The organism is Candidatus Limnocylindrus sp. (genome assembly GCF_040397215.1).
In the GTDB taxonomy this organism is placed as follows: Bacteria; Chloroflexota; Limnocylindria; order Limnocylindrales; family Limnocylindraceae; genus Limnocylindrus.
In genome coordinates, this window is sequence record NZ_JBBAWK010000004.1 from 43,310 (window position 1) to 64,623 (window position 21,314).

The window sequence follows — 21,314 nt, forward strand, 5'->3', positions numbered from 1 at the left end:
CCTATGATTGGCGCATGAGCGCCTGGTTTACCGTTGCAGTCTCCCCGAAGGTCGGCAGCCTTGCCGCCGTTACCTCCGCGCTTGCCGCGGCCGGTATCGCCGTTGACGGGATAATGGGAGCACCAGAGTCAGATGGTTCACTCCATCTCGGCGTCCCCGACGCGCAGCTACCAGCTGCGATCGCAGCGCTCACCACACTCGGGCTGCAGCCCATCACCGAAGAGTCAGATCCCACCGGCGAGGCGGGTGCGCCACTCGACGCGGGGATCATCGGCGCGATCTTGCGCGGGCCTCGCTCCTAACGTCTGGGACACCCATGACAGCGCCCACCCTGCGCATCGCCACCTGGAACGTCAACGGCCTTCGCGCCCGCGCTGAGCGGGTCGCCGCCTGGCTCGATGCAACACAGCCAGACATCGTGCTGCTGCAGGAGACGAAGTGCGACCCATCCCAGATTCCAGAAGGGCTCTTCTCGACGCGTTCCTACCAAGTTGCCGCCCTCGGTGCCGGCGGGCGCAACGGGGTGCTGATCGCATCGCGACATGGCCTCAGTGAGGTGCAGGAGAGCATCGCCGACTATGCGCCGCAGGGAGGCGACGCCACACTCCCCGACCTTCTCAGTGAGCCACGACTCATCAGCGCCGTCTGTGGTGGCCTTCGCGTTGCATCGGTCTACGCGCCAAACGGTCGCGAGGTCGACGCGCCACACTTCTACGCCAAGCTGCACTGGTACGGCGCACTGCGCGCCTGGTCGGCAGAGCGCATCGCCGAGCCTGCTCCGCTACTCCTGGGTGGTGATTTCAATGTGGCTCCAACCGATGCTGACGTGTGGGATCCAGCGGCGCTCGTTGGCGCGACGCATGTCACCCCACGGGAACGCGACGCCTGGAACGCTCTGGTTGACTTGGGCCTGGTTGACGCGGCGCAAGACGTCGCCCCAGATGGGGAGCGCGCACCGTTCACCTGGTGGGACTACCGCGGCGGCGCCTTCCATCGCGGCTGGGGCATGCGCATCGATCACCTGCTCGTTGAGCCACGCGCTGGTGCGATCGTGAGCAGCGGTGTGGACCGTGACGGACGCAAGGGTGAGTCGCCATCGGATCACGCCGCGCTGATGATTGACGTGGCGCGACCGGCGTGATCACCGAACGCCTGCGCGCACGAACGCCACACTCCGCCGCCGAGTCAATGCCGCGTGCCGCGGCGATCATTTGGGCTGGCGGCCTCGTCGCCTTCCCCACCGAGACGGTCTACGGACTCGGAGCGAGCGCGTTTGATGCGCCAGCGGTCGCGCGCATCTTTGAGGCGAAGGGTCGCCCAACCTTTGACCCGCTCATCGTGCACATCGCCGATCGCGCCGATCTAACCCACCTCTTCACCGACGCTGCGCTCGCCGATCCGCGCATCACACTTCTTGCAGATGCCTTCTGGCCAGGAGCACTCACGATCGTTGCCGCGGCGCGACCTGAGGTTCCTGGCCTGACGCGCGCCGGGCTCGATACCGTTGGCGTGCGCCTGCCGCGACACGAGACGGCGCTGGCACTGATTCGCGCGGCGGGAACGCCGATTGCTGCACCAAGCGCGAATCGCTTCGGTCGCCTCTCGCCCACCACCGCCGACCATGTGCTCGAACAGCTCGATGGACGCATTGACGCCGTGCTGCTCGGCGAGGCAACGGAGATTGGCGTTGAGTCGAGCGTGGTCGCGCTTGATGCCGATGGGCCGGCACGACTCCTGCGACACGGCGGCATCCCGCTTGAAGAACTCACACGCGTGCTCGCCGATCACGGCGGCATCGCCGCTGCGGCACCAACGGCACAACCTGGCGTGCCACTCCAGGCGCCCGGTATGACTGAGTCGCACTACGCGCCGATGGTCCCGCTTCTTTTGATAACAACGACGTTCCCTGCTGGCGTTACGGCGTGCGCACTCCTCGCACCAGATCGCGCGACCCTCACGCGCCTGGAGGCGCTCGCCGCGGCTGCAGGGGCAACCGTTCATGCGAGCGCTGCGCTCTCTGAGACGCTGGATCCGGTCGCCGCCGCCGCCCACCTCTTCGAGCGACTGCATGAACTTGAGGCCGTATTGGTCAGCCGTGCAGCACCCGCCGCGAGAATCATCGCCGCCCCCTATCCTGAGGGCGGCCTCGGTTCGGCAATCGCGGACCGCCTTCGCCGCGCGGCAGCCACGCCGCAGTAAGGGGAACCGCATGACCACACCGCGCAGCAACTGGCTCTCGCAGGCGATCACCGCCGATGCGCTGAAGCGCTTCCCTCAATCCATCGCCGGTCAGGTGGTCTTCGCCACGGGCCTCGTCATGATGCTCGCCGCCGGGGTCGGCCTTCCATCGTGGGAGATCCTGCACCAAGGGCTGAGCAAGCAGCTCGGCATTCAGATCGGCACCGCTGCGCAGTTGAGCGGCATCTTCGTGCTGCTGCTCTGGATTCCACTCCGCCAGCGCCCTGGCCTGGGAACCCTGAGCAACATCGTGATCATCGGCTGGGTGATGAACGTGGAGATTGCCCTCCTCGCCCTCGCTGGCCTCCCTTCGGCCGCAGAGGTCGCCGCGCAACCACTGCTCGCTGGCGCGCTGGCGATCGCCGGCACAGCCATCGTTGGCATCGGCTCAGGTATTTACATCGGCAGCGGCAACGGCCCTGGGCCACGCGATGGCCTGATGACCGGGCTCCACCACCGCACCGGCCAGCCGATCTGGAAGATGCGCACCGCCATCGAGGTCGTCGTGGGCATCTTGGGGATCGTGCTCGGTGGCACCTTCGGCTTCGGCACGATCTGGTTCGCCTTCACCATTGGGCCGCAGGTGCAGTTCTGGCTCGGCAGACTCGATCGCGGCGGTCGCGCGAAGCGACAGGCTGCGGCGGCCGATCGACGCTAAGGTCGCGCCGCTAGCGCGGCAGGATTGAGTCGATCGCGATCGCGGCGAAGATCAGGGTGAGGTAGCTGATCGAGAAGCGATAGAGGCGCGTTGCGCCACGCAGTAGTCCGTCGCCGAGCACATCACTACGCAGGCGCCAAGCGCGGAGCAAGAAGATCCCGCCGCCGACGACGGCAACCGCTAGGTAGACGAGACCCATCCCGGCCACCGCCCAGAGCATCAGGCTCATTGCCACGAGAAGGATCGTATAGAGCCAAATCTGCCGCGCCGTCTCCACTGGTCCGGCGGTAACGGGGAGCATCGGCACCCCTGCGGCGGCGTAGTCGGGACCAATTCGGAGTGCGAGCGCCCAGAAGTGTGGCGGCGTCCAGTAGAAGACGAGGGCGAAGAGGAGGATCGGTACCAGCGAGATATCACCCGTGACTGCGGCCCAGCCGATCACCGGCGGAAGGGCACCCGCCGCTCCACCGATCACGATGTTCTGCGGGGTTGAGCGCTTCAGGATCAGCGTATAGATCAGCACGTAGAAGGCGATCGCGAGGAGCGAAATAAACGCCGCCATGATCGTTGTCGTGAGTGCCAGGAAGATGAAGCTTGCGACGCCAAGGATGCTTGCAAAGAGGAGCGCCGCCCCAACGCTGATTCGGCCGGTGACGAGCGGGCGTGCAGCGGTACGCGCCATCTGCGCATCGATGTCCGCGTCAATGATGCAGTTAAAGACGTTGGCGCTCGCGGCACTGAGCGTGCCGCCAACGAGCGTGGCGGCGATCATCGTCAGTGGTGGAAAGCCATGTGCTGCAAGGAGCATCGCGGGAATCGTGGTGATCAGCAGCAGCTCAACGATGCGCGGTTTGATCAGCGCGATATAGGCAGAAACTGTCTCCCGGCTGGTTTGTGGCCTGCGTGTTGATTGACTCGCCAAGCCACCCCCTGCGGAACGCCCCTCAAGCAGTGCAATCGATGCGGCGCCGACGGTCAAAATCCAGATCATGGTGGCCAGTGCGACATGCAGCGTCTGCGTCCATGGTGCGAGCTTGGTGAAGATTTGCGCCGCGCCGATGAGGCATTGCATGGCAAATGTGGCTGTGGCGTAGGTCAGTAATTGACGCACGCGCACCGAGCTCCCCTTCTCGCGGAGCACGATCCAGAGCGCTGAGACCAGGATGAGCGCAACGATCGCGGTCGCGTACCGGTGCGCAATCATCGGTGTTGAGAGTGCAGTGATTGGCGGGAAGAGGGTGCCGCCCATGAGTGGCCAATCGGGGTAGAGCAGGCCAGTATCGGTGCCCGTCACGTTCGAGCCGAAGAGGAGCAGCGCGTAGATACCCCCCGCGGCAACGATCGGCGCCACAACGCTCCCGCTTGCGCGACGGATACCGGCGAGGGTCTCGGCGTACCCGCTTCGAGCGAGCACCCAGACTTGCAACCCGACGAATGCCATCGCCGTGGCGAGGTGTGCAGTCACAGAGACGCCCGAGTTGGACTCCAGGACCGTTTGGCGCCCGAGCCATGCCTGGAAGAGAACGAGTGCGAGCAGGGCGACCGAGGCCCCCTGGAGTGATCGGCGACCCTTGAGGTTGCGCAGCGCGAAGAACACCAATGCCAAGGCGATTAGGCCGATCACCGCCGCGATCGTGCGGTGGATCCACTCGAGCCACGCCTTATAGGCGATGACGTCTCCCGAGTCAGTGGTTGGCGGAATGATCTGCCCGTAGCAGAGGGGCCAGTCTGGGCAGCCCATTCCAGACTCAGTTGCCCGAACGATGACGCCGACGACCACGAGGCCAATAGTCGCGCCAAGTAGTAGACGCAGCGTTGTGCGGAAACTCTTCATACGCAGATGGTACGCCGACCCTCGGAAACGTGGGATAGAGTGGGTGTGTGAAGAAGGTATTGCGAAGCGCCGTTCTCGCCTCCCTCTGCGCCGCTCTTGTTGCGTGCGGCGGGTCAACCCCCACCCCAAGCGCCAGCGCGGGCGATAGCGCCAGGAACGGCTGCACCGATGCCTGGCCCGCTGCCGGTCAGGCGACCTCCACTGGACCACTCCCCCTGTTGGCGAACAGTGACCTCGCCCCTGGTGCGACGCGACTCATCCTCGGTCTCGTCGACAGCGCCAGCTTCCCGCTCGGCTCTCCGGCCTGGACGCTCAAGAGCGAAGTCTTTGACATCACCACCGACGGTTGCACGCCACTGGCAGCTGCGTCGCCGCTCCCCTTCGCCTGGGCGATCACCAACGTTCGCGGCTTCTTTATCGGCACCACCGAGATCCCCGTTGGCGCGCGTGAGATCGGCCTCGTCATCAGCGGCACCGACGCCGGTGGAGCAGCCGTGCTGATCCGCGTCACCTCAATCGTGCAGTCAGCCAGCATTGCGCCGCGCCCTGGCAACAAGGCGCCAACCGTCGCAACACCGATTGCTGCCACCGACCCACACGGAGTGGCGGGGATCTCCACCGACCCCGATCCGCGTGCCGCCTTCTATTCGCACTCCGCAGCTGAGCTTCTCGCAACGGGGACTCCCTTCCTGATCGCCTTCGCCTCGCCAGCATTCTGTGTGTCGCAGGCGTGCGGGCCAACGCTCACGATCTTGAAAGCCGCGGCAGATCGACACCCAGGGGTCGTGGTCATTCATGTGGAGCCATATCAGATGAGTTGGAACGGCACGCGCTTGATTCCGGTCCTTGCAACCGGAGGTGGACTGCAGCCAACCAGCGTTGTAGACGCATGGCAGCTTCCGGTCGAGCCGTGGATCTTCACCGTCGGACGCGACGGGCGCATCCTCCGCTCCTATGAGGGAATCATTAGCCCCGCAGAGATCGACGCGGCGCTTGCCGAACTCGCCGCGAACTAGCTAGCGGCCGCTATTCCCAGGGGCGCCGATCGGCTCTCCCGACGCACAAAGTGGGCAGTCGACTGGCTCATACGTCGGCAGGTTCAGCGTGATCCCGGCGATCAGCGGAATCGGTTCACGTCCCTCAGCGTCGATTTGCGTGAGCCCCGGCGTGCGACTCGCAATAACAGCGGCGGCGATCGGATGGGCACCCGCGGCGTAGAGCGGCGGAAGAAGTGCTTGTAGCGATCCGCCAGTGGTCAGAATGTCGTCAACCAAGAGCACGCGTGCGCGCGGTGGAATCTGAAAGCCGCGACGGAACTCGCGTCGTGTAGCTCCGACTGTGCCACGCACCTCCTCAGCGAAGAGTCCGCGCACCCCGAGGAGCCGGCCAACCTCATACGCCAGTAGTACTCCGCCAGTGGCTGGCCCAACGACGAGGTCGATGTCGCCACCAAGCGCCTCAACGCTCTCGAGGCTCTGCACGGCGAGTGCGTGCGTGATCTCTGCAGCGGCAGATGGATGTTGTAAGAGCGACCACTTTTCGAGGTACTGGTCGCCGTGCCGTCCGCTCCTAAGCAGGAAGTGGCCACGCTGCAGCGCGCCAGTGGCGAGCAGCAGGCCCTCAATGCGCTGGGCTGTTGCTGCGCGATCGCGCGGATCGACTGGGGCGGCGGGGTAGCCGGAGGGCGGCGTCAGCAACTCGCGCAGTGGGCGAAGTGGTTCACTCATGGCGAGAGCCTAGCGCGCTGCCACGCAGCGCGAGAACGTTGGTCTCGCCACGGGCAGCCACCGCACGTCGGAGCGAATCGCCCACCGCTCCAGGGAGTCGTGGATCTGCCCAGAGTGCGGTCCCGAGACTCACCGCGCTTGCGCCAGCGGCGAAGGTATCGAGGGCGTCGGCTGGCGAGCCGATGCCTCCCCCGCCAATGATCGGTGCGCCCGCACCACTCGCCGCCTCAGCGATCGCTGCGAGTGCGGCCGGGCGTACCAGCGGCCCAGAGAGCTCACCGATACCTGCCGCCAAGGCTGGGCCACGACGTGCGCGATCGGGGAGAAAGCCATGCGGTGATCCACTCACCGAGAGAACATCAATCCCCGCATCGATCGACTCGCTTGCCAAACGGCGGAGCTCACTCGCCGCTGACGAGACTTTCGCGATGAGGGGTCGATCGGTCGCACCGCGCGCCGTATCAATCAGGCGCAGCGCCTCATCCGCCGACGACTCCCATCGGGCGCCATCAAGGCCATCACACGGGGCGGTGAGATCAATCTCAAGCGCAGCAATGCCGAGCTCGTCGGCGCGCCGCTCAACCCGCGCGATCAGCTGCGCAAGCTCCTTTACCGACGTGGCGACGAGGGAAAGGGCAACCGCGCACGGCGCCGAGCGCCAACTTGCACCGTGTCGATCGATCACCTCATCAGCACCGGGGTTTTCACGGTTCACCGCATGCATCACGCCGCCAGGAACCTCCACTAGTCGCGGCATCAAGCCGCCAAATCGTGGCCGCAGCGAGATACCGCGCACAACGAAGAGGCCAACTTCTCGTAGATCAATCGCGCCGCCTGCCTCGTTGCCAAAGCCGAGAGGACCACTGGCGACAACGATCGGTCGCTCCAGTCGTAGCGGGTGCTCGGTGCTAAGGGTGACGGCAAGGTCAACGGTGAGCGGATTGATCCGCTCGTTCACCTGCTCCGCCACCTGCGCGGTTCGGGTCGCGCGCGGCGCGGCCACCTTTGTGCGCTTGCGTGGAGGCACTTATGCACCACCCTTTGATGCGTAGCCAGTTGCGTCCACTGCTGGCCCTTCGCGGCAGAGGCGCACCTGGCCAGTGCGCGTTGCAACGGTGCAGCCACCACAGGCGCCAATGCCACAGCCAATCTCGTGTGCCAGCAGCGCCTGGAGCCACGGCGCACGATCACCAGCGGGCGCGATGCGTGCGCGCGCAGGCTTGCCACTTGCCGTTGTGCGATCTGCGGTGCGTCGGCGAAGGGCGGCAGATGTTGCAGCGGATCGAATGTCGGTGGCACCTGCGACGACCGCCTGATCCGCCCAGGAGACGTACTCGGAGAGCAGGTCAGCGACGGTGCCGCGGTGGCCGATGCTGCCATCGCTCGTGGCGACCACAATCTCCACGACGTCGGGGAGGAGGCTGGCTGGCGGCAGGTCAGCCGCCGTCTCCGCCTGCTGGAGCATCGTCACACTGATGCCGGCACTCGTTGCGGCGATCGCTAGCGCGCGCACCCAGGCGAACCCTTCGCCGTCAGCAATGAGCAGCAGCCGCATCGTGGCCTTGTTAAGGAGGATCGGCTGCCCGATCGGTCCGATCAGCTCGATCACGTCGCCGACGCGCAGCCCTGCGAGTGCGTCTTGGCCGCCATCAGCTCGTGGCTGCAGCGCAACCTCAACGCTCCCACGAATGAGGTCGACGCGAGAGACAGGGGCAACGCGCCGCACGCGGTAGCCTCCAGACTCTGGACGTACAAGGTGCAGCGCGTGGCCTGGGCGCAGTGCAGCGATCAGGTTTGGGGCGCGAAACTCAAGGGCGATGCGTCCGGGGGCTAGTTCGCCAATCGCGAGAAGTTCACCGGCGACGGGCGTGCTGCCCATCGCGAATCAGACCGACGCGCGGTCGTCCCCGGCCACGCCGAGGCCCGCCACGATCGCACCGGTTGGTCGTGGCGCGAGTCCAGCAGCTGCACGCAGTGCCGCTTCGATTCGGTCGTAGAGATCAGCGGCGCCCCAGAGCTCCACCACTTCAGAGATGCTCATGCGGTCCATTGACGCCACACCCTCGGCATCGGTTGAGCTCATGGTGAAACCACCCTCCTGCTCCAACACGAGCTCTGCGGCGTCAACCGTGCCCGCGAGGATTAGTGGGCCCGCGGTCTGAAGCACGTTGCGGTGATCACGTAGGTAGCGGCTTAGCCGCTCGGTTGCGTGCTCAATGGCGAGAAGTCGTTCGGATCCGGCCGCCTCAGCAGCATCGGCGTAGCGGCGCACGGCATCTTGCGAGATTACGGGCACCCCTTCAACAGGAGCGACTTCAACCTTTGGCTTTCGACCGAAGATCATCAGCCCGTGTACTCCAGATCCGAAGAGAGTCGCTCGCGAAGGAACATTGAGTGGTGGCGCTCAAACATCCACTCGCCCGCGCGATGGCCGAGGGCGCGTGACGATTCGTCGGCCTCGAGCTTGTCGAGAGTGCCGTAGTCGGGAAGATCAAACATGATCACGTTGTCGAAGTCCCAGCCGTGCGCCACGTTGTACCAGCCGAGGAACTTGATGCCGAACTTCTTCTCATAATCCTTCACTGTGCGCGGAAAGAGGGTCCGCATGAAAAATTTAAAAAAGGGGTCGCGCCCCCGTCGAATCGAGAAGTAGGTGGCAAGTACTGGCATTAGCGGGATTCTCCCACGCCGCTGCTCTCCGTGTCGCCCTTGGAATCATCCTCAATCTGCCCGACCGTCTTCGTGGTGCTCCGCATCGGTGCGCGGCGCCCCTTCCGGTCGGCGGCCACGAGGCGCAGCAGGAAGATTGAGGTCTGCCCCACGAGGAGGAGGAGGATCACCACAAGGAAGAGGAGCCCAATCGCGATTGGGGCGGGCCAGTTCAGCACCGCAGAGAGCGGCGCCATGATCATTGCGATGACGAGCGCCACCGCCTGAATCCAGAAGCAGCCGAGGCCAGGGCCGCGACCCGCATTCAACGGGCCGCCCTTGTACTCAGGCATCGTCTCCGGGCTCGTCGGATTGTTTGTCACGCGATCAGCTCAGCCCTTCTCCTTGGCGGCCGCATCGTTCGCAGCGAGATGCTCCGCAAGCAACTCCACCTTAACGAGCGCTTCACCATCGATCTCCTGCACGCAGACGCGCACGACCTCTCCGCTCGTCGTTGGAATGTTCTTTCCAACATAATCGGCACGAATAGGCAGTTCGCGATGGCCGCGATCGATGAGCGCCACGAGGCGGATCGCCTTCGGTCGGCCGTAGTCGATAAGTGCGTCGAGGCCGGCGCGAATCGTGCGACCCGTATAGAGCACGTCATCAACCAATATGATCGTCTTGCCAGTGATGTCTCCAGGGATCGATGTGCCGCGGTGCACTGGGGCAACGGCGATCGTCGAAAGATCATCGCGATAGAAGCTGATGTCGAGGGTGCCCGACTCAACGGTGACGCCTTCGTGCTCTTTGATCGCCTCAACGATGACCTTGGCAAGCGGTACGCCGCGGCGCTGAATGCCAACGACGACGAGACCTTCGGTCCCCTCTTTCTCAATGATTTCATGGGAGATGCGGGTCAGTGCCCTGCGGATCTCTTCGGCGTTCATCACCTGTCGTGCCATGGTCCACTCCTTTGCCCCGCCGGCCGATCTCTGCCGACCACGTTGCGGGTGCTGCGGAACGATAGCAGGGTGGCTAGGCGAGGGCGCGGCGCAGTTCCACAACCGCCTCCTCAGGGGAGATCGGCACCACGGGGATGCCTGAGGCGAGTTCCAGCCCGCCGATCGGGCGGAGGCGCGGGTGGAGCTCCCAGTGCCAGTGATAGGTGCCATCGACGCGCTCGCGCAGGGGCGCCGTATGCAGAATCAGGTTGTATGGCGGCATGCCGATCGCCCGTAGTGCCCGGACCGCGGTCTGCAGGGTGCTGGCGAATCCGGCGATCGTCGCCGCATCGGTGTCGGCGAAGTCGGCACTGTGGTTGTTCGGAACGATCCACGTCTCAAACGCCGAACGGCTGGCAAAGGGGGCAACGACCAAGCCGAACGGATCGCGATGGAGCATGCGTCGTCCGCCGTGCGACTCATCGGCAACGAGGTGACAGTAGGCGCAACCGCCGGCGCGAATGGAGAGGCGCGCCGCGCCACCAATCTCTTCGGCGAGTCGGTGCGGCACCTGCGGCAGGTCGTAGGCCTCAAAGCAGAGGTGATCGGTCATCGCCCCCGCCTGACCCCCTGCGTTGCGAACATATTGAATGTAGGCGGTTGCGCCAAGATCACGCGCGCTGCGCAGGTGATCTCGGATCGCCATCAAGAATGCCGACACCACAGCCACCGGCACCTCATCGAGCTCGCCATGTTCACGGCCTGGCGCAATAAGGGTTGACCACGAGCCCGCGCGGTCCACATCGCTCAGCGTGAGGAATCCAGATTCCCCAGCGGCGGCATCCATGCGCGTGCCCACAGAGTGGAATGCACCTTGGCGCAGCACGCGTCGCGTTACCGCTGCGGCATCAGACTGCGCACAGTTCGTGCACTCCGCTTCGCGAGCGCCAGATGTGCGCGCCTCATGGAATCGTTTCGGCTCAAACTCGCGATCAACGACGGTTGCCGACCACCAGCCGGTGATCTCGTCGCGACGCAGCTCCCAGATACCACCGCTCATCGTGAACCCCCGGCAGCTGCAGGAACTGCGCTGTTCACATGAACGCTAGCGCTCGTGCCGTACGCGGCAAGTTCGCTGTCGTACGCCGCGGCAACGAGATCGGCAACGCTTTGCAGATCAGGGGCCGTGGTACCGATGGAATCACGCTCGCCGCGCGCCGTCGCCGCCCAATCTTGCTCCAGGGCAATCGAGGTCGAAACTATGCCGGCGTGACCACACGGATTGATCAAATCAAATGGCGCGAGGTCCCGCCCAACATTGAGCGCAAGGCCGTGCCAGGCCACACCACGCTCTACGCGCACGCCGACCGCACCAATCTTGCGCTCGCCCACCCAGCAGCCGGGCGCGCCATCACGGCGCTCTGCGGCGATATCGAACGCCGCACACGCCGCAATCAGCGCAGCCTCGAGTGCACGAATGTGCACACGCAGCGAAATTCCGTTCTGGCGCAGCGCTACGACCGGATACATCACCAGATGCCCAGGGCCGTGATAGGTCACCTCGCCACCGCGCTCTACGTGTCGCACGGCGATGCCGCGCGCGACGTAGTCGGCTTCAGAGAGCAGTAGATGGCTCGGATCGGCGTTACGCCCCAGGGTCATCACGGGATCGTGTTCCAACGTGAGCAGGGTGTCGCGACCGCGACCCGCAGCCCGCTCGGCCAGCAGTGTGCGCTGCAGGGCATGCGCCTCGTCGTAGCCGATTCTTCCGAGCCAGCGGTGCTCAAACTCCATGCCCAGAGCGTAGCGTCTCGCACTCACATTTACCCGCGCTTGGCTCCCTTCAACCCCTCCACCGCACGTCTAGAACCCACTTTCTCTACAATTGCGCAAACACTGAAAGGAGCATCAAATGGCAGACTCCACATTCAAGGTCGGGCTCCTCGCCTACGGCGCGATCGGAGATGAGCATCACCGCGCGATCCGCTCGGCGCCTGGGCTGACCCTCACCGCCGTCTGTGACACCAATCCGGATCGCATCAGCGCCGCCCTCGCAATCTCTCCCGACCTTCAAACCTTCACCGACGCCGAACTGATGCTTGAACGGTCCGGGATCGAGCTTGTCGTGATCTCCACGCCTCCAAACAGTCACTTTAAGTGGGCACAGCGCGCCTTGACGCTTGGCCTGAACGTCATTCTTGAGAAGCCGATGGCACTAACTACTAACCAGTGCGATGAGTTGATGGCTCTGGCCAAGGCCAAACAACTCCTGCTCGTCGTCTATCAGAATCGGCGCTACGACCGAGATTTCATCACCTTGAAGTCGCTGATTGACCGTGGAGAGATCGGTGAGGTGTTCTCCTATGAAAGTTTTGTTGGCGGTTACTCCGAGCCGTGCGCCCTATGGCACTCGATGACCGATGTTTCAGGTGGCGCGATCTTCGATTGGGGGAGTCACTTCATTGATCAGATCATGGCGGTGGTGCCTGCGAAGATTCAGAGCGTTTCGGGTCTCAATCAGAAGCGGGTCTGGCACCACACGACGAATGCGGACCACGCGCAGGTGACCATCAACTTCGAGGGAAACGCGCAGGCAACCTTCATCAATTCTGACCTTGCCGCTGCGCGCAAGCCCAAGTTCTACGTCCTTGGAACCAAGGGGGCGATCGTTGGCGACTGGGACACTTCGGGGACTGGCGCGGTTGCCGATCTGCCAGCGATCATCACGATGCACAGGGATGGTGCAGCCACTCAAATTCCCCTCATGGATCGGCCAGCCACGTCATTCCACACAAGCGTTGGCGCATACCTGCAGAGCGGAACAGTAATGCCCGTTACCGCTGAGCAGTCACGCGATGTCGTTGCGATCATGCAGGCGGCCGAGGAGTCCGCACTGACCTCCGGTGCACTTATTCGGCCCGCGCTCATCAGCCGCTAGATGGCACCGCTTCGCTGGGGGTTCATTGGCGCGGGTTATGTAGCCTCCCGTGCGCTCGCTCCCGCCGTTCACACCAGCCCAGGTGCACACCTTCAGGCAGCGGCGTCTCGCGACCTCACTAAAGCCCGAGCGTTGAATGCCACGACTTCCTACTCTGACTACACCGCCCTCCTCGCCGACCCAAAGGTCGATGCGGTCTACATCAGCCTTCCGAACCACCTGCACGCTGCGTGGGTGATCGCTGCGCTCAAAGCCGGCAAGCACGTGCTCTGCGAAAAGCCATTCGCCACATCCGCAAGTGAAGCCCAGGCCATGATCGCCACCGCCACCGAATGCCAGCGCACGTTGATGGAGGCGATCTGGTTCAAGTGGCACCCCCGCATGCGCCGCCTCACGGAGCTTGTTGCACGTGGCGCAATCGGTCCAATCACCACGATTGACTCCGGCTTCTCCTTCGTCCTGGATGCACCCGACAACTACCGCCTTGACCCCGCGATGGGTGGTGGCAGTCTGCTCGACCTTGGCCCGTATCAGCTGCATCTCTGGTCGGCGCTGACTGGAAACACGGCGCAGATCGACTACGACACGATCGAGCGGGAGCTTGGCGCACGCGGCGTTGACATGACGACCTCCTTCACGGCGCGGATCAACAAAACAATCAGCGCAACGTCGGTCGTCTCCTTCACTCGATCTCCTGAGCAGCACATTAAGGTGAGTGGCGCGGACACCACGATTGACTTCACCACGGGCGAGGCATTCACCTCGTGGCACGCACCGAGCGCTCTGACCCTGGCTGGCGTCGAGGAAACTTTCGCACCCGTTGACCCCTTCCAACTCATGATCGAGGACTTCGCTCTGATCACAGAGGGCGCTGCAAACACCACGGCACCATTGGAGGCGACCCTCTTTGTTGCCCAGCAGCTCGAACGGATCGCCACGCGAACCTGATCCCCCGTGCGAGGCACCCCCATGGCTCGTGGTGCTTGAGTATCGCCTTCCTGTCGGAGCCAGCACGGCGGGCCCATACGCTATCCTCACCCCCCACGCGGGAGTAGCTCAGTTGGTAGAGCGTCTGCTTCCCAAGCAGAAGGTCGCGAGTTCGAACCTCGTCTCCCGCTCCAAGCCCCTACAATCTCGCCATGGCGAAAGACGGCAAGAAGCCCCTCAAGAACGCATCGCTTGACACCCTGGCGGTCCACGCCGGTGAGAGCGCTGACCCCACGACCCGTGCCCACAATCTCCCCATCTATCAGACCGCGACCTTCACCTTCGAGACGGCCGACGAGAAGGAGGCAGCGGTCGACGGGGCGCTCGCTTGGGAGCCGAAACGCTACTTCTATACGCGCACCAATAACCCCACCACGGCAGCACTTGAAGAGAAGCTCGCCGAGCTCGAAGGTGCCGAGAGTGCGGTCGCCTCTGCGTCCGGCATGTCGGCGATTGCCGCGGGGCTCCTCGCCCACCTGAAGTCCGGCGATCACATCATTGTTGCGGATGACCTCTTCATCATCAGCCAGATCCTCTTCGCCGAAGACTTCCCCTCCCGCGGCATTGAGGTGACACCGGTGCCCATCACCGATCACGCTGCGGTACAGGCGGCGATGAAGCCGAATACCAAGATCATCTTCTGCGAGGGGCTCTCCAACCCGTGGATGCGCATCACCGACATCCCGGCAATCGCGAAGATTGCCCACGCGGGCGGTGCACTTGTGGTGGTCGACAACACCTTCCTGAGCCCCGTGCTCTTCCGCCCACTGGAACATGGTGCGGACCTGGTGCTACAGACAACCACGAAGTGGGTCTCGGGCCACGGTGATGCGCTCGGTGGCGTTGCCGCTGGCTCCAAGGCACTCGTGGATCCGATCCGACGCCAGACCGATCTTCTCGGCGGTGCGGCGTCGCCATTTAACTCCTGGCTGATCGCGCGCGGCGCGCGCACCCTACCACTGCGCATGGAGCGCGCCTCGGCGAATGGCACTGCAGTTGCCGCGTTCTTGGAGGGGCACGAAAAGGTCGAGTGGGTACGTCATCCGAGCCTCGCATCACATCCAGATCGCGCGGTCGCCGATCGTCTGCTCACCAACGGGTGGGGCGGCATGCTCTCATTCAAGCCACGCGCGGCGGCCGGCGTTGATCCGCTCGACGCGATGCGCGCCTTCAGCGATCACGTGCAGATGTGCGCCGTGGGTGTGAGCCTCGGCGAGGTCGACACACTCGTCTACCCAATGCCAAAGCGCGGCGGAATCTTCCGTATCAGCATCGGTATTGAATCGGTGAACGACATCATCGCCGACTTCAGCCAGGCGCTCGACCACGTCCGCTGAGGTGAGCACTGAGACGGTCGCCCTCACATGGGAGGAGCTCAACGGGCATGTTGAGGCGCTCGCACTGCAGATTCAAGCCCTCCCCGCAGATCAACGCCCCGAAGCGATCCTTGCCATAAGCCGCGGCGGCCTGGTGCCTGGAGCGATGCTCGCCTATCGGCTCGGCATTCGCGACCTCCTCATTGCCGTCGCCGAACACTACGATGCCGCCGGTCGGCGACCAGAACCGACCATTACACGCATGCCACCAGATGAATCACTGAAGGGGCGCTCGATTCTGATCGTGGATGAGGTCTGGGAGAGTGGCCGCACCCTCGCCCTCGTGGCGGAACGCGCGCGCGCTGCAGGCGCTACGGTGCGCACCGCCGTCGTTCATCACAAGCCGAGCAAGAGCGAGGTGCCTGGCGCCCCCGACCTCTTCGCGGCGCTCGCCGATGGCTGGATCACCTATCCGTATAAGGGGGGCGAGTGAGCTACATGTTGGACGAGCCGAAGGAAACTCCGCGCGGGATCGCGCAAATTGCCGCCGCCGTCAGTAATGCGCTGCTCGGAGTTGTGCTGATTGCCGCCGGCCTCGCTGGTCTCGTGGCCATTGCTATTGCAGCCTTTGATATCGCGGATCAAACCTGGGTCTCGCTCGGTGCGCAGATTACGGCCCAACTCGGAAGCGACGTTGCCACAATCTTGGAGACGTTCCAGATTGATTTCGCCGTCATCCTCACCACCCTGGCCGACCAGAACAACCTCCCGGAATTTGGTGCGTGGGTGCGACAGATCCTCGCCCTTCTCATGGTTGCGACGGTTGCCCTCGGGTTGGCAGGGGCCGCGCCGCTCTGGGTTGCACGAGCACTCTGGTCACGACGCTCGAGTCGCGCGGTGCTCCTTTTTGGGGTGCTCCTTAGCGCTATCGGCGCCTTTGGCCTCCTCGTGACGGGAGCACCGCAGTTGATCTGGGGTCTGGTGCTGGCCAATGGCCTGCTCACCCTGGTGGCGAGCCGAACGGCTCGCCCTTCAGCTTAAGCGCCGAATCCGCGCAGGCGTAGCGCCAGGCGCACGAGCGGCCCACGAATCGGATCAAGATCCACATCGAGTGCACCTGGGTAGACAACCGGTGCCCCACCCCAACCGGCCTTGAAGTGCGCGATCCCCGGCGTTGAGATCCCCCACATGTCGTAGGTGGCGCTCCCTCGCGCCACGGCACGCTCCATCGCGGTGACCTTGAGCGCATTTGGCGCGCGCAGCTCGTTGCCAGCATTCGTTGCGCCACCGAAGAGCTCGGTCGTTGTTGTTGGCGTGGTGATTACGAGGAGCGCGCCGAGCGTTTCGCCCGACGGTGATTCGGCGATGAGGATCTCCGCCTCGCCGTTGAAGGCACTCACGATGTGCGCGAATGCAGCACTGCTGCGCGTCTTCACCCCGGTGCGCCCAGCAATTGATGACATCGCCGTGTGGAGCGCCTCAGCACCGTCAGCGCCAACGGCGCGCACGGTGACGCCAGACTCGGTTGCATGTCGCGCGTACTGCCGCCACTTGCTGCGCCAGGCGGCGCGAACGCTCTCCATTCCAGTGGTCAGATCAATTCGCCGACTGGTCGATGGCTGCACCGGTCGTGCGCGATGCAGTGTGATTTGCGCGGTTGATGCTGCAGCGAGCCACGGCGCGCGTAGGTCGGCGCTCAGCGCATCGGCAGGGTTGACCTGATCGGCCTCATCGGGGAGCGGCGCACTCTCACCTGGCTCTAGGCGTACCAGCGTGACGCCGTCACTACGCAGCTCGGAGAGTCCACCGAGGAGTTCGGCGCGCAGTGCCGCGGCCTGCTCCGCGTTCGGCGCAACAACAATGGGTCCGCGTGGCGCGTAGGCGATGCGGCCAAGTCCGGCAGGGAGTCGCTGGATCAGGAACTGCGCGCCAGCCCATGCAGCACCGTCTTGTGCCACGAGGCGAACCGACTCCCAGCCGGTGAGCGCTTTCGATGCGGCCCAGGCTGGCTGTTGCACAAAGGGGAGGTCGGAAAGTTCACCACTAGCGGCGGCGGCGCGAATGCGTGCCCCCCAGGCGCTTGGCTCTTCTCGCATAACAGGACTCATGCGCGTAGGGTACGCGCCCCGCTACCCTTGCGCCTATGCCTGCAGATCAGACCCTCCCGCCGTACGTGTTGAACCCCGACGGGGTCGTCTTCGATTTGGACGGGGTGCTCTGCGATACCGAGCCACTCTGGGCTGAGGCGCGCTTCGCCATCGCCGCCGAAGTCGGCGGTCGGCTCGTCGAAGAGGACTTCCATCGCTTCTATGGAGCGAACACGCAGCAGTGGGGCGGCGCCATGGCCGAGATCCTTGGTCATCCGGATGCCAACGAGATTGCGACGCGCACCATCAACCACCTTGAGGGGCTTTATCGCTCCGGGCGCGTACAAGTCATTCCAGCTGGAGTTGCCGCTGTGCGACGCGCCGCCGCACGTGGCCCTGTTGCGATTGCGTCGGGGAGCCCGCGCAGCATCATCGCCACGCTGATCGAACTCCTCGGCCTTGCCGACATCGTGCACACGTACGTCAGCTGCGATGAGGTTGCTGGCGGCAAGCCGCTCCCCGACGTCTACCTTGAGGCGTGTCGCCGCATCAACATTGCGCCTGAGCGATCGCTCGCCATTGAAGATTCGCTGGCTGGCGCGCGCGCCGGCAAAGCGGCGGGGATGAGCGTAGTGGTGGTGCCGCTCCCTGGCGCGCCGTCATCAACGGGCGCAGCCGAGATTGCGGACCTGGTGCTAACGAGCCTCGACGAGCTACCGCTCGCCGCGCGCTAGCTCTGAGGGACGCCCGCCTTCGCGCCAAGCTCCGCATTGGAGGGCTCAATCAGGTACGAGCCATCCTCAAAGATGATCACGGGGATTGACTTCGCGCCGGTCAACGTCTCAATCATCTCCTTGGCGGCCGCATCGGCGTCCACATCTACATAGGTATAGGGAACCTGATGTGCGTCGAGGTAGCCCTTGGAGCGCGTGCAGTCGCTGCACCAGGCCGCGCCATACAGGGTGATCTTCTTGGCGTCGCTCATGGGTACTACCTCCCTCTCGATGCTCGCCGCGGGCGCGGCGCTGTCGCCATCGTAGCGCGTCGCAAGAGGAGCATCCCGCCGATCGAGATCAGCGCCCCCGCGATCGGGAGCCCACCGAGCCCTGCGGGGAGATACCAGTTGATCGCGATAGCGGTCGTCAACACGGGAGGGAGCGCACCGATCCAGAGGAGCGGCTGCTTGGCGCGTTCGGCGCTGCGAATAAGCCGCCAGGCGGTAAAGCCAGTCAGGAGGCCGATGATGACCCACTCCGCTGGTAGGCGGTCGCAGGCATAGGGTTCGACAGTGCAGGTCTGCAGCGTGTCATAGAGCTGTGCTGTTGCGCGCGGGACTAAGACCGCGGCGAGCGAACCAACACCAAAAGCTGCGAAGACCTCAACGAAGCGGCGCTCGACGGGGCGAAATCGTGGCGATTCAGCGCGAAGTAGCTCTCGCCCAAAGAAGAGCGCGGGCAGAAGTGCTGCAAGGTACATTGCAGCGGAAACAACGGCGAGAGGATTCACCTCTTGAGAGAGCGGCTCGCCGATCCACGTTGAAAGCGTTTCGACGCCGAGAGAGAGCAGACCGAGAGGGAGTAGCCCAACAGCAAAGATCGCTCCAGTAATGCTGATCCAGTCGGGAAGCCGTCGCGCGCGACGAGCGAAGATGCGCGCCATCAGGAAAATTGTTCCAGCGTTGATAACCTCTTGGAGCAGGCGCACGAGGAAGCTTGCATCTAGCGGCAGTACTGAACGCAGCACGGCCGCTGCAGTGAACACCGTGCTGAGCGCCGCGATGAGCGCGAGGAGTGTGCCGGTGCCAAGGTCCACGGGGAGGCGCGAACTCAGTCGACCTGCAGCTGCGGCGACAGCCGCGACCGGGGCACCCACAGCCAAGATGGATGCGGCGGTGCGCAGCTGCTCGTTGCCGATCCAGTAGAAGAGGTCCAGCCGATTAGCCGTGATCCAGGTGACCAGGGCGAGGAGGATGCCGGCGTTCAGCAGGAGCGAAGAGATGACAACATCAAGCTTTTAGGGCGACCCTGTTGCTGTGCGTTGTGTCGATCTGCTCATGGGGCGAGTATGCGCCCTCGGCGTCGCCTCCGCCGCGTTCGCGCTACCCTCCTCTGCATGTTGAGAGGATCGGTGCTGGTGACCTACGCCGCCTTGGCGACCGCTGAGTTCGTTCGCGGTGTCGGCCTGATCGCCTCTGGGGCGCTGACCTATGGCCTCCTGGGCGGGGCGATCCCAGCCGAGGGGACGTACGACCGTCTCGTGGCCTTCGCCTCGTTCGCAACAATCGCCCTCGGGGCGCTCGACCTCCTCCTCATCGGGGCGATCGTGGTGCGAGCCGTCGGTGGGGGTCGGACCCCACGTGCCCAGATCCTCGTGAGCCTGGGGCTCTCCGTGCTCCTAATCCTGGCGGGGGGACCTTTGGCCCCGCAGGTGGCCATGCTCGTGCTCACGACGATCCTGGCCCTCGCACTGCGCCTCGAGGGTGCCACGCAGGCGGCGAACGGCTAGACTCCCCCGCATGGTTGGACCCGTCTACCTCACGGAATCAGGGAAGGCTGCGCTCGAGGCCGAGCTGCATGACCTGATCCATTCGCAGCGCCCAGCGGTGATCGCGCGCATCAAGGCGGCGAAAGAGTTGGGCGACCTGCGCGAAAATGCCGACTATGAGATCGCCCGGAACGAGCAGTCGTTCATCGAGGGGAAGGTCTTGGAGATCGAAGAGAAGCTGCGCAATGCCGAGATCATCGACGAGCATGCCGGCACCGACGAGGTTGCCCTCGGCTCCACCGTCACCGTGACCGCCGAGCGCAAGAGCCACGACTACCTGATCGTTGGCTCTACCGAGGCCGATCCGAGTGGTGAGCCGCCGAAGATCTCCAACGAGAGCCCGCTCGGCAAGGCACTGATCGGACGCAAGGTCAACGACAAGGTCGTCGTTACCCTGCCGAACGGCAACGAGATCAACTACACCATCAAGAAGATCTCCTAACTCCTGAAGCGCACGAGCGCACCCCGCGCGCGGGTGCCGAGTTAGACGAGAATGCCAGCGCCGAAGAAGAGCCCCGCGGCAAGGATCGTTCCCGTCGTGACTGCACCAAGATCGATGTAGAGGAGTCCCGTCGCGGACTCCATCGACCGAGCCTTCGCAGTGCGCCAGCCGGCATACGTGAGAAGCGCTGGAAAGACCAGGCCGATCACAAGCCGGAGGGTGGCGAAGAAGTCCCACCCGGCACCAAAGCCGCCCAATCCAAGTGCCTGCCAGGCGAGAAAGAGGGCGATCTGCACGGAGATCCCCACACCGAGCGTTCGGCTCAGGAGAAGGAGTGGCGCCTCCGCTAGTTTCGGTGTGACGAGATACCAGTGCGCAAGAATCATCGCCGCAAATGCGCCACCAGTGACCACGGAGAGGATGAGTAGTTGCAGCGCGAGTGCCGCCGCCATTAGCGGCGATGGCGCCCAACCAACAGCCGCCACTAGCTGCGCGGCGATCGCCGTGAGAACGGTGATCAATCCGACATGCCGACCGTCACCACCGCGCGCTATTCGAAGCATCCAGAGTGTGGCGAGGCACGCGACCAGGATCAAAAGTAGTCTTCGAAGCGCATCTACCTCGGCGGTAGCAGCATGGATCGGCGCATCTGCCGCGGGGATCGGAAGTGCTCCGTCTGCGAGCCAAGCAAGGAAGGACCAGCCACCGGCGGCAAAAACAGTGAACCCCCGATAGCCGCGCGTCGACTCTGATCGGCGGGTCAGGAGGAGGATGGCTGCCAGGCTCCCGCCTGCGAGGCTACTCACCACCACCCAGTTGATGAACGAGAGTGAACGCGCAACAGACTCAACAGGCATGATTGGAGCCTACCACCCGTTCCACCCACGTATCCGCCACCTATGGTTGACGTCGTCACGCCAAGGCACTTTCGGCGAGAATGGAGAGACAAC

The 21,314-nt window shown here is 64.2% G+C and carries 27 protein-coding genes and 1 tRNA gene; 14 read left to right on the top strand and 14 right to left on the bottom strand.

Translation table 11 applies throughout. From position 1 onward, the window contains the following. Positions 1-14: 14 nt before the first annotated feature. Genes AC3LCN_RS02115 through AC3LCN_RS02130 form a run of 4 tightly spaced genes read left to right on the top strand, consistent with a single transcriptional unit; the run spans position 15 to position 2,896 of the window. Positions 15-302: a hypothetical protein gene (locus tag AC3LCN_RS02115; protein WP_488648439.1), complete on the top strand. Its 288-nt coding sequence runs from the start codon at positions 15-17 to the stop codon at positions 300-302. A gap of 29 nt (positions 303-331) precedes the next feature. Continuing rightward, entirely contained in the window at positions 332-1,141 is an 810-nt protein-coding gene (locus tag AC3LCN_RS02120; protein ID WP_488648513.1) for an exodeoxyribonuclease III, read from the top strand. Next, positions 1,138-2,199, top strand: coding sequence for an L-threonylcarbamoyladenylate synthase (locus AC3LCN_RS02125; protein ID WP_488648440.1), 1,062 nt, complete (start codon positions 1,138-1,140; stop codon positions 2,197-2,199). Before AC3LCN_RS02120 ends, AC3LCN_RS02125 begins: the two co-directional genes overlap by 4 nt. 10 nt (positions 2,200-2,209) lie before the next feature. Beyond that, positions 2,210-2,896 (top strand): YczE/YyaS/YitT family protein, encoded by a 687-nt coding sequence (locus AC3LCN_RS02130; protein ID WP_488648441.1) that lies wholly within the window; start codon positions 2,210-2,212, stop codon positions 2,894-2,896. Between the two features lie 10 nt (positions 2,897-2,906). Here the strand turns inward: AC3LCN_RS02130 and AC3LCN_RS02135 are convergent, their stop codons facing one another. After that, positions 2,907-4,730: a heme o synthase gene (locus tag AC3LCN_RS02135; protein ID WP_488648442.1), complete on the bottom strand. Its 1,824-nt coding sequence runs from the start codon at positions 4,728-4,730 to the stop codon at positions 2,907-2,909. 47 nt (positions 4,731-4,777) lie between these two features. Here AC3LCN_RS02135 and AC3LCN_RS02140 point away from each other — a divergent pair, with 47 nt between their 5' ends. Continuing rightward, positions 4,778-5,746 carry a hypothetical protein gene (locus tag AC3LCN_RS02140; RefSeq protein ID WP_488648443.1) on the top strand — a complete coding sequence of 323 codons (969 nt, stop codon included), beginning with the start codon at positions 4,778-4,780 and terminating at the stop codon, positions 5,744-5,746. Here the strand turns inward: AC3LCN_RS02140 and AC3LCN_RS02145 are convergent, their stop codons facing one another. The 9 genes from AC3LCN_RS02145 to lipB form a co-directional block, all read right to left on the bottom strand. Beyond that, positions 5,747-6,457, bottom strand: coding sequence for a phosphoribosyltransferase family protein (locus AC3LCN_RS02145; RefSeq protein ID WP_488648444.1), 711 nt, complete (start codon positions 6,455-6,457; stop codon positions 5,747-5,749). It lies immediately after the preceding gene. After that, entirely contained in the window at positions 6,450-7,484 is a 1,035-nt protein-coding gene (locus AC3LCN_RS02150) for a beta/alpha barrel domain-containing protein (protein ID WP_488648445.1), read from the bottom strand. Before AC3LCN_RS02150 ends, AC3LCN_RS02145 begins: the two co-directional genes overlap by 8 nt. Further along, on the bottom strand, positions 7,485-8,336 hold the full coding sequence (locus AC3LCN_RS02155; RefSeq protein ID WP_488648446.1) for an iron-sulfur cluster-binding protein: 852 nt from the start codon (positions 8,334-8,336) through the stop codon (positions 7,485-7,487). Positions 8,337-8,342: 6 nt separating this feature from the next. Next, complete coding sequence (locus tag AC3LCN_RS02160; RefSeq protein ID WP_488648447.1) at positions 8,343-8,801, bottom strand: hypothetical protein; 459 nt, start codon at positions 8,799-8,801, stop codon at positions 8,343-8,345. After that, positions 8,801-9,127, bottom strand: a complete 327-nt coding sequence (locus tag AC3LCN_RS02165) for a hypothetical protein (RefSeq protein WP_488648448.1) — start codon at positions 9,125-9,127, stop codon at positions 8,801-8,803. The genes AC3LCN_RS02160 and AC3LCN_RS02165 overlap by 1 nt, the downstream gene beginning before the upstream one ends. Continuing rightward, positions 9,127-9,459, bottom strand: coding sequence for a hypothetical protein (locus AC3LCN_RS02170; protein WP_488648449.1), 333 nt, complete (start codon positions 9,457-9,459; stop codon positions 9,127-9,129). The genes AC3LCN_RS02165 and AC3LCN_RS02170 overlap by 1 nt, the downstream gene beginning before the upstream one ends. 39 nt (positions 9,460-9,498) lie before the next feature. Next, complete coding sequence (gene pyrR / locus AC3LCN_RS02175) at positions 9,499-10,071, bottom strand: bifunctional pyr operon transcriptional regulator/uracil phosphoribosyltransferase PyrR (protein WP_488648450.1); 573 nt, start codon at positions 10,069-10,071, stop codon at positions 9,499-9,501. A gap of 73 nt (positions 10,072-10,144) precedes the next feature. Then, the gene (locus AC3LCN_RS02180) at positions 10,145-11,110 is read right to left on the bottom strand and encodes a hypothetical protein (RefSeq protein ID WP_488648451.1); all 966 of its coding nucleotides are present in this window, start codon (positions 11,108-11,110) and stop codon (positions 10,145-10,147) included. Continuing rightward, positions 11,107-11,844: a lipoyl(octanoyl) transferase LipB gene (lipB, locus tag AC3LCN_RS02185; RefSeq protein WP_488648452.1), complete on the bottom strand. Its 738-nt coding sequence runs from the start codon at positions 11,842-11,844 to the stop codon at positions 11,107-11,109. Before lipB ends, AC3LCN_RS02180 begins: the two co-directional genes overlap by 4 nt. Before the next feature lie 118 nt (positions 11,845-11,962). Between lipB and AC3LCN_RS02190 the strand changes: the two genes are divergently transcribed. The 6 genes from AC3LCN_RS02190 (at position 11,963) to AC3LCN_RS02215 (ending at position 16,332) form a co-directional block, all read left to right on the top strand. Next, positions 11,963-12,988, top strand: coding sequence for a Gfo/Idh/MocA family protein (locus tag AC3LCN_RS02190; protein WP_488648453.1), 1,026 nt, complete (start codon positions 11,963-11,965; stop codon positions 12,986-12,988). Next, positions 12,989-13,936, top strand: a complete 948-nt coding sequence (locus AC3LCN_RS02195) for a Gfo/Idh/MocA family protein (RefSeq protein WP_488648454.1) — start codon at positions 12,989-12,991, stop codon at positions 13,934-13,936. It abuts the gene before it with no gap. Positions 13,937-14,033: 97 nt separating this feature from the next. After that, a tRNA-Gly gene (locus AC3LCN_RS02200) sits at positions 14,034-14,109 on the top strand. A gap of 18 nt (positions 14,110-14,127) precedes the next feature. Beyond that, entirely contained in the window at positions 14,128-15,312 is a 1,185-nt protein-coding gene (locus AC3LCN_RS02205) for a trans-sulfuration enzyme family protein (protein WP_488648455.1), read from the top strand. Position 15,313: 1 nt separating this feature from the next. Further along, entirely contained in the window at positions 15,314-15,784 is a 471-nt protein-coding gene (locus AC3LCN_RS02210) for a phosphoribosyltransferase (RefSeq protein ID WP_488648456.1), read from the top strand. Next, a complete protein-coding gene (locus AC3LCN_RS02215; RefSeq protein WP_488648457.1) occupies positions 15,781-16,332 on the top strand; it encodes a hypothetical protein in 552 nt (183 codons plus the stop codon). Before AC3LCN_RS02210 ends, AC3LCN_RS02215 begins: the two co-directional genes overlap by 4 nt. Here AC3LCN_RS02215 and AC3LCN_RS02220 read toward each other — a convergent pair. After that, complete coding sequence (locus AC3LCN_RS02220) at positions 16,329-17,399, bottom strand: lipid II:glycine glycyltransferase FemX (protein WP_488648458.1); 1,071 nt, start codon at positions 17,397-17,399, stop codon at positions 16,329-16,331. The two genes, AC3LCN_RS02215 and AC3LCN_RS02220, sit on opposite strands and share 4 nt — an antisense overlap. Before the next feature lie 35 nt (positions 17,400-17,434). Here AC3LCN_RS02220 and AC3LCN_RS02225 point away from each other — a divergent pair, with 35 nt between their 5' ends. Further along, complete coding sequence (locus AC3LCN_RS02225) at positions 17,435-18,112, top strand: HAD family hydrolase (RefSeq protein ID WP_488648459.1); 678 nt, start codon at positions 17,435-17,437, stop codon at positions 18,110-18,112. Here AC3LCN_RS02225 and AC3LCN_RS02230 read toward each other — a convergent pair. Together AC3LCN_RS02230 and AC3LCN_RS02235 are read right to left on the bottom strand one after the other, a co-directional pair. Beyond that, positions 18,109-18,363 (bottom strand): glutaredoxin family protein, encoded by a 255-nt coding sequence (locus AC3LCN_RS02230; protein WP_488648460.1) that lies wholly within the window; start codon positions 18,361-18,363, stop codon positions 18,109-18,111. The genes AC3LCN_RS02225 and AC3LCN_RS02230 overlap by 4 nt on opposite strands. A gap of 5 nt (positions 18,364-18,368) precedes the next feature. Beyond that, a complete protein-coding gene (locus AC3LCN_RS02235) occupies positions 18,369-19,250 on the bottom strand; it encodes a hypothetical protein (RefSeq protein ID WP_488648461.1) in 882 nt (293 codons plus the stop codon). 240 nt (positions 19,251-19,490) lie between these two features. On the opposite strand from AC3LCN_RS02235, the gene AC3LCN_RS02240 reads away from it, so the two are divergent. Further along, a complete protein-coding gene (locus tag AC3LCN_RS02240; protein ID WP_488648462.1) occupies positions 19,491-19,883 on the top strand; it encodes a hypothetical protein in 393 nt (130 codons plus the stop codon). 10 nt (positions 19,884-19,893) lie between these two features. Continuing rightward, positions 19,894-20,364 (top strand): transcription elongation factor GreA, encoded by a 471-nt coding sequence (gene greA, locus AC3LCN_RS02245; RefSeq protein ID WP_488648463.1) that lies wholly within the window; start codon positions 19,894-19,896, stop codon positions 20,362-20,364. Positions 20,365-20,405: 41 nt separating this feature from the next. Here greA and AC3LCN_RS02250 read toward each other — a convergent pair whose 3' ends face one another. Beyond that, on the bottom strand, positions 20,406-21,221 hold the full coding sequence (locus AC3LCN_RS02250; RefSeq protein WP_488648464.1) for a hypothetical protein: 816 nt from the start codon (positions 21,219-21,221) through the stop codon (positions 20,406-20,408). Positions 21,222-21,314 lie beyond the last annotated feature (93 nt).

Coding starts and splice junctions, on each gene's coding strand:
- AC3LCN_RS02115 (WP_488648439.1), top strand. CDS start 15: ATGAGCGCCTGGTTTACCGTTGCAGTCTCCCCGAAGGTCGGCAGCCTT.
- AC3LCN_RS02130 (WP_488648441.1), top strand. CDS start 2,210: ATGACCACACCGCGCAGCAACTGGCTCTCGCAGGCGATCACCGCCGAT.
- AC3LCN_RS02135 (WP_488648442.1), bottom strand. CDS start 4,730: ATGAAGAGTTTCCGCACAACGCTGCGTCTACTACTTGGCGCGACTATT.
- AC3LCN_RS02145 (WP_488648444.1), bottom strand. CDS start 6,457: ATGAGTGAACCACTTCGCCCACTGCGCGAGTTGCTGACGCCGCCCTCC.
- AC3LCN_RS02155 (WP_488648446.1), bottom strand. CDS start 8,336: ATGGGCAGCACGCCCGTCGCCGGTGAACTTCTCGCGATTGGCGAACTA.
- AC3LCN_RS02160 (WP_488648447.1), bottom strand. CDS start 8,801: ATGATCTTCGGTCGAAAGCCAAAGGTTGAAGTCGCTCCTGTTGAAGGG.
- AC3LCN_RS02165 (WP_488648448.1), bottom strand. CDS start 9,127: ATGCCAGTACTTGCCACCTACTTCTCGATTCGACGGGGGCGCGACCCC.
- AC3LCN_RS02170 (WP_488648449.1), bottom strand. CDS start 9,459: ATGCCTGAGTACAAGGGCGGCCCGTTGAATGCGGGTCGCGGCCCTGGC.
- pyrR (WP_488648450.1), bottom strand. CDS start 10,071: ATGGCACGACAGGTGATGAACGCCGAAGAGATCCGCAGGGCACTGACC.
- AC3LCN_RS02180 (WP_488648451.1), bottom strand. CDS start 11,110: ATGAGCGGTGGTATCTGGGAGCTGCGTCGCGACGAGATCACCGGCTGG.
- lipB (WP_488648452.1), bottom strand. CDS start 11,844: ATGGAGTTTGAGCACCGCTGGCTCGGAAGAATCGGCTACGACGAGGCG.
- AC3LCN_RS02190 (WP_488648453.1), top strand. CDS start 11,963: ATGGCAGACTCCACATTCAAGGTCGGGCTCCTCGCCTACGGCGCGATC.
- AC3LCN_RS02195 (WP_488648454.1), top strand. CDS start 12,989: ATGGCACCGCTTCGCTGGGGGTTCATTGGCGCGGGTTATGTAGCCTCC.
- AC3LCN_RS02205 (WP_488648455.1), top strand. CDS start 14,128: ATGGCGAAAGACGGCAAGAAGCCCCTCAAGAACGCATCGCTTGACACC.
- AC3LCN_RS02220 (WP_488648458.1), bottom strand. CDS start 17,399: ATGAGTCCTGTTATGCGAGAAGAGCCAAGCGCCTGGGGGGCACGCATT.
- AC3LCN_RS02225 (WP_488648459.1), top strand. CDS start 17,435: ATGCCTGCAGATCAGACCCTCCCGCCGTACGTGTTGAACCCCGACGGG.
- AC3LCN_RS02230 (WP_488648460.1), bottom strand. CDS start 18,363: ATGAGCGACGCCAAGAAGATCACCCTGTATGGCGCGGCCTGGTGCAGC.
- AC3LCN_RS02240 (WP_488648462.1), top strand. CDS start 19,491: ATGTTGAGAGGATCGGTGCTGGTGACCTACGCCGCCTTGGCGACCGCT.
- greA (WP_488648463.1), top strand. CDS start 19,894: ATGGTTGGACCCGTCTACCTCACGGAATCAGGGAAGGCTGCGCTCGAG.
- AC3LCN_RS02250 (WP_488648464.1), bottom strand. CDS start 21,221: ATGCCTGTTGAGTCTGTTGCGCGTTCACTCTCGTTCATCAACTGGGTG.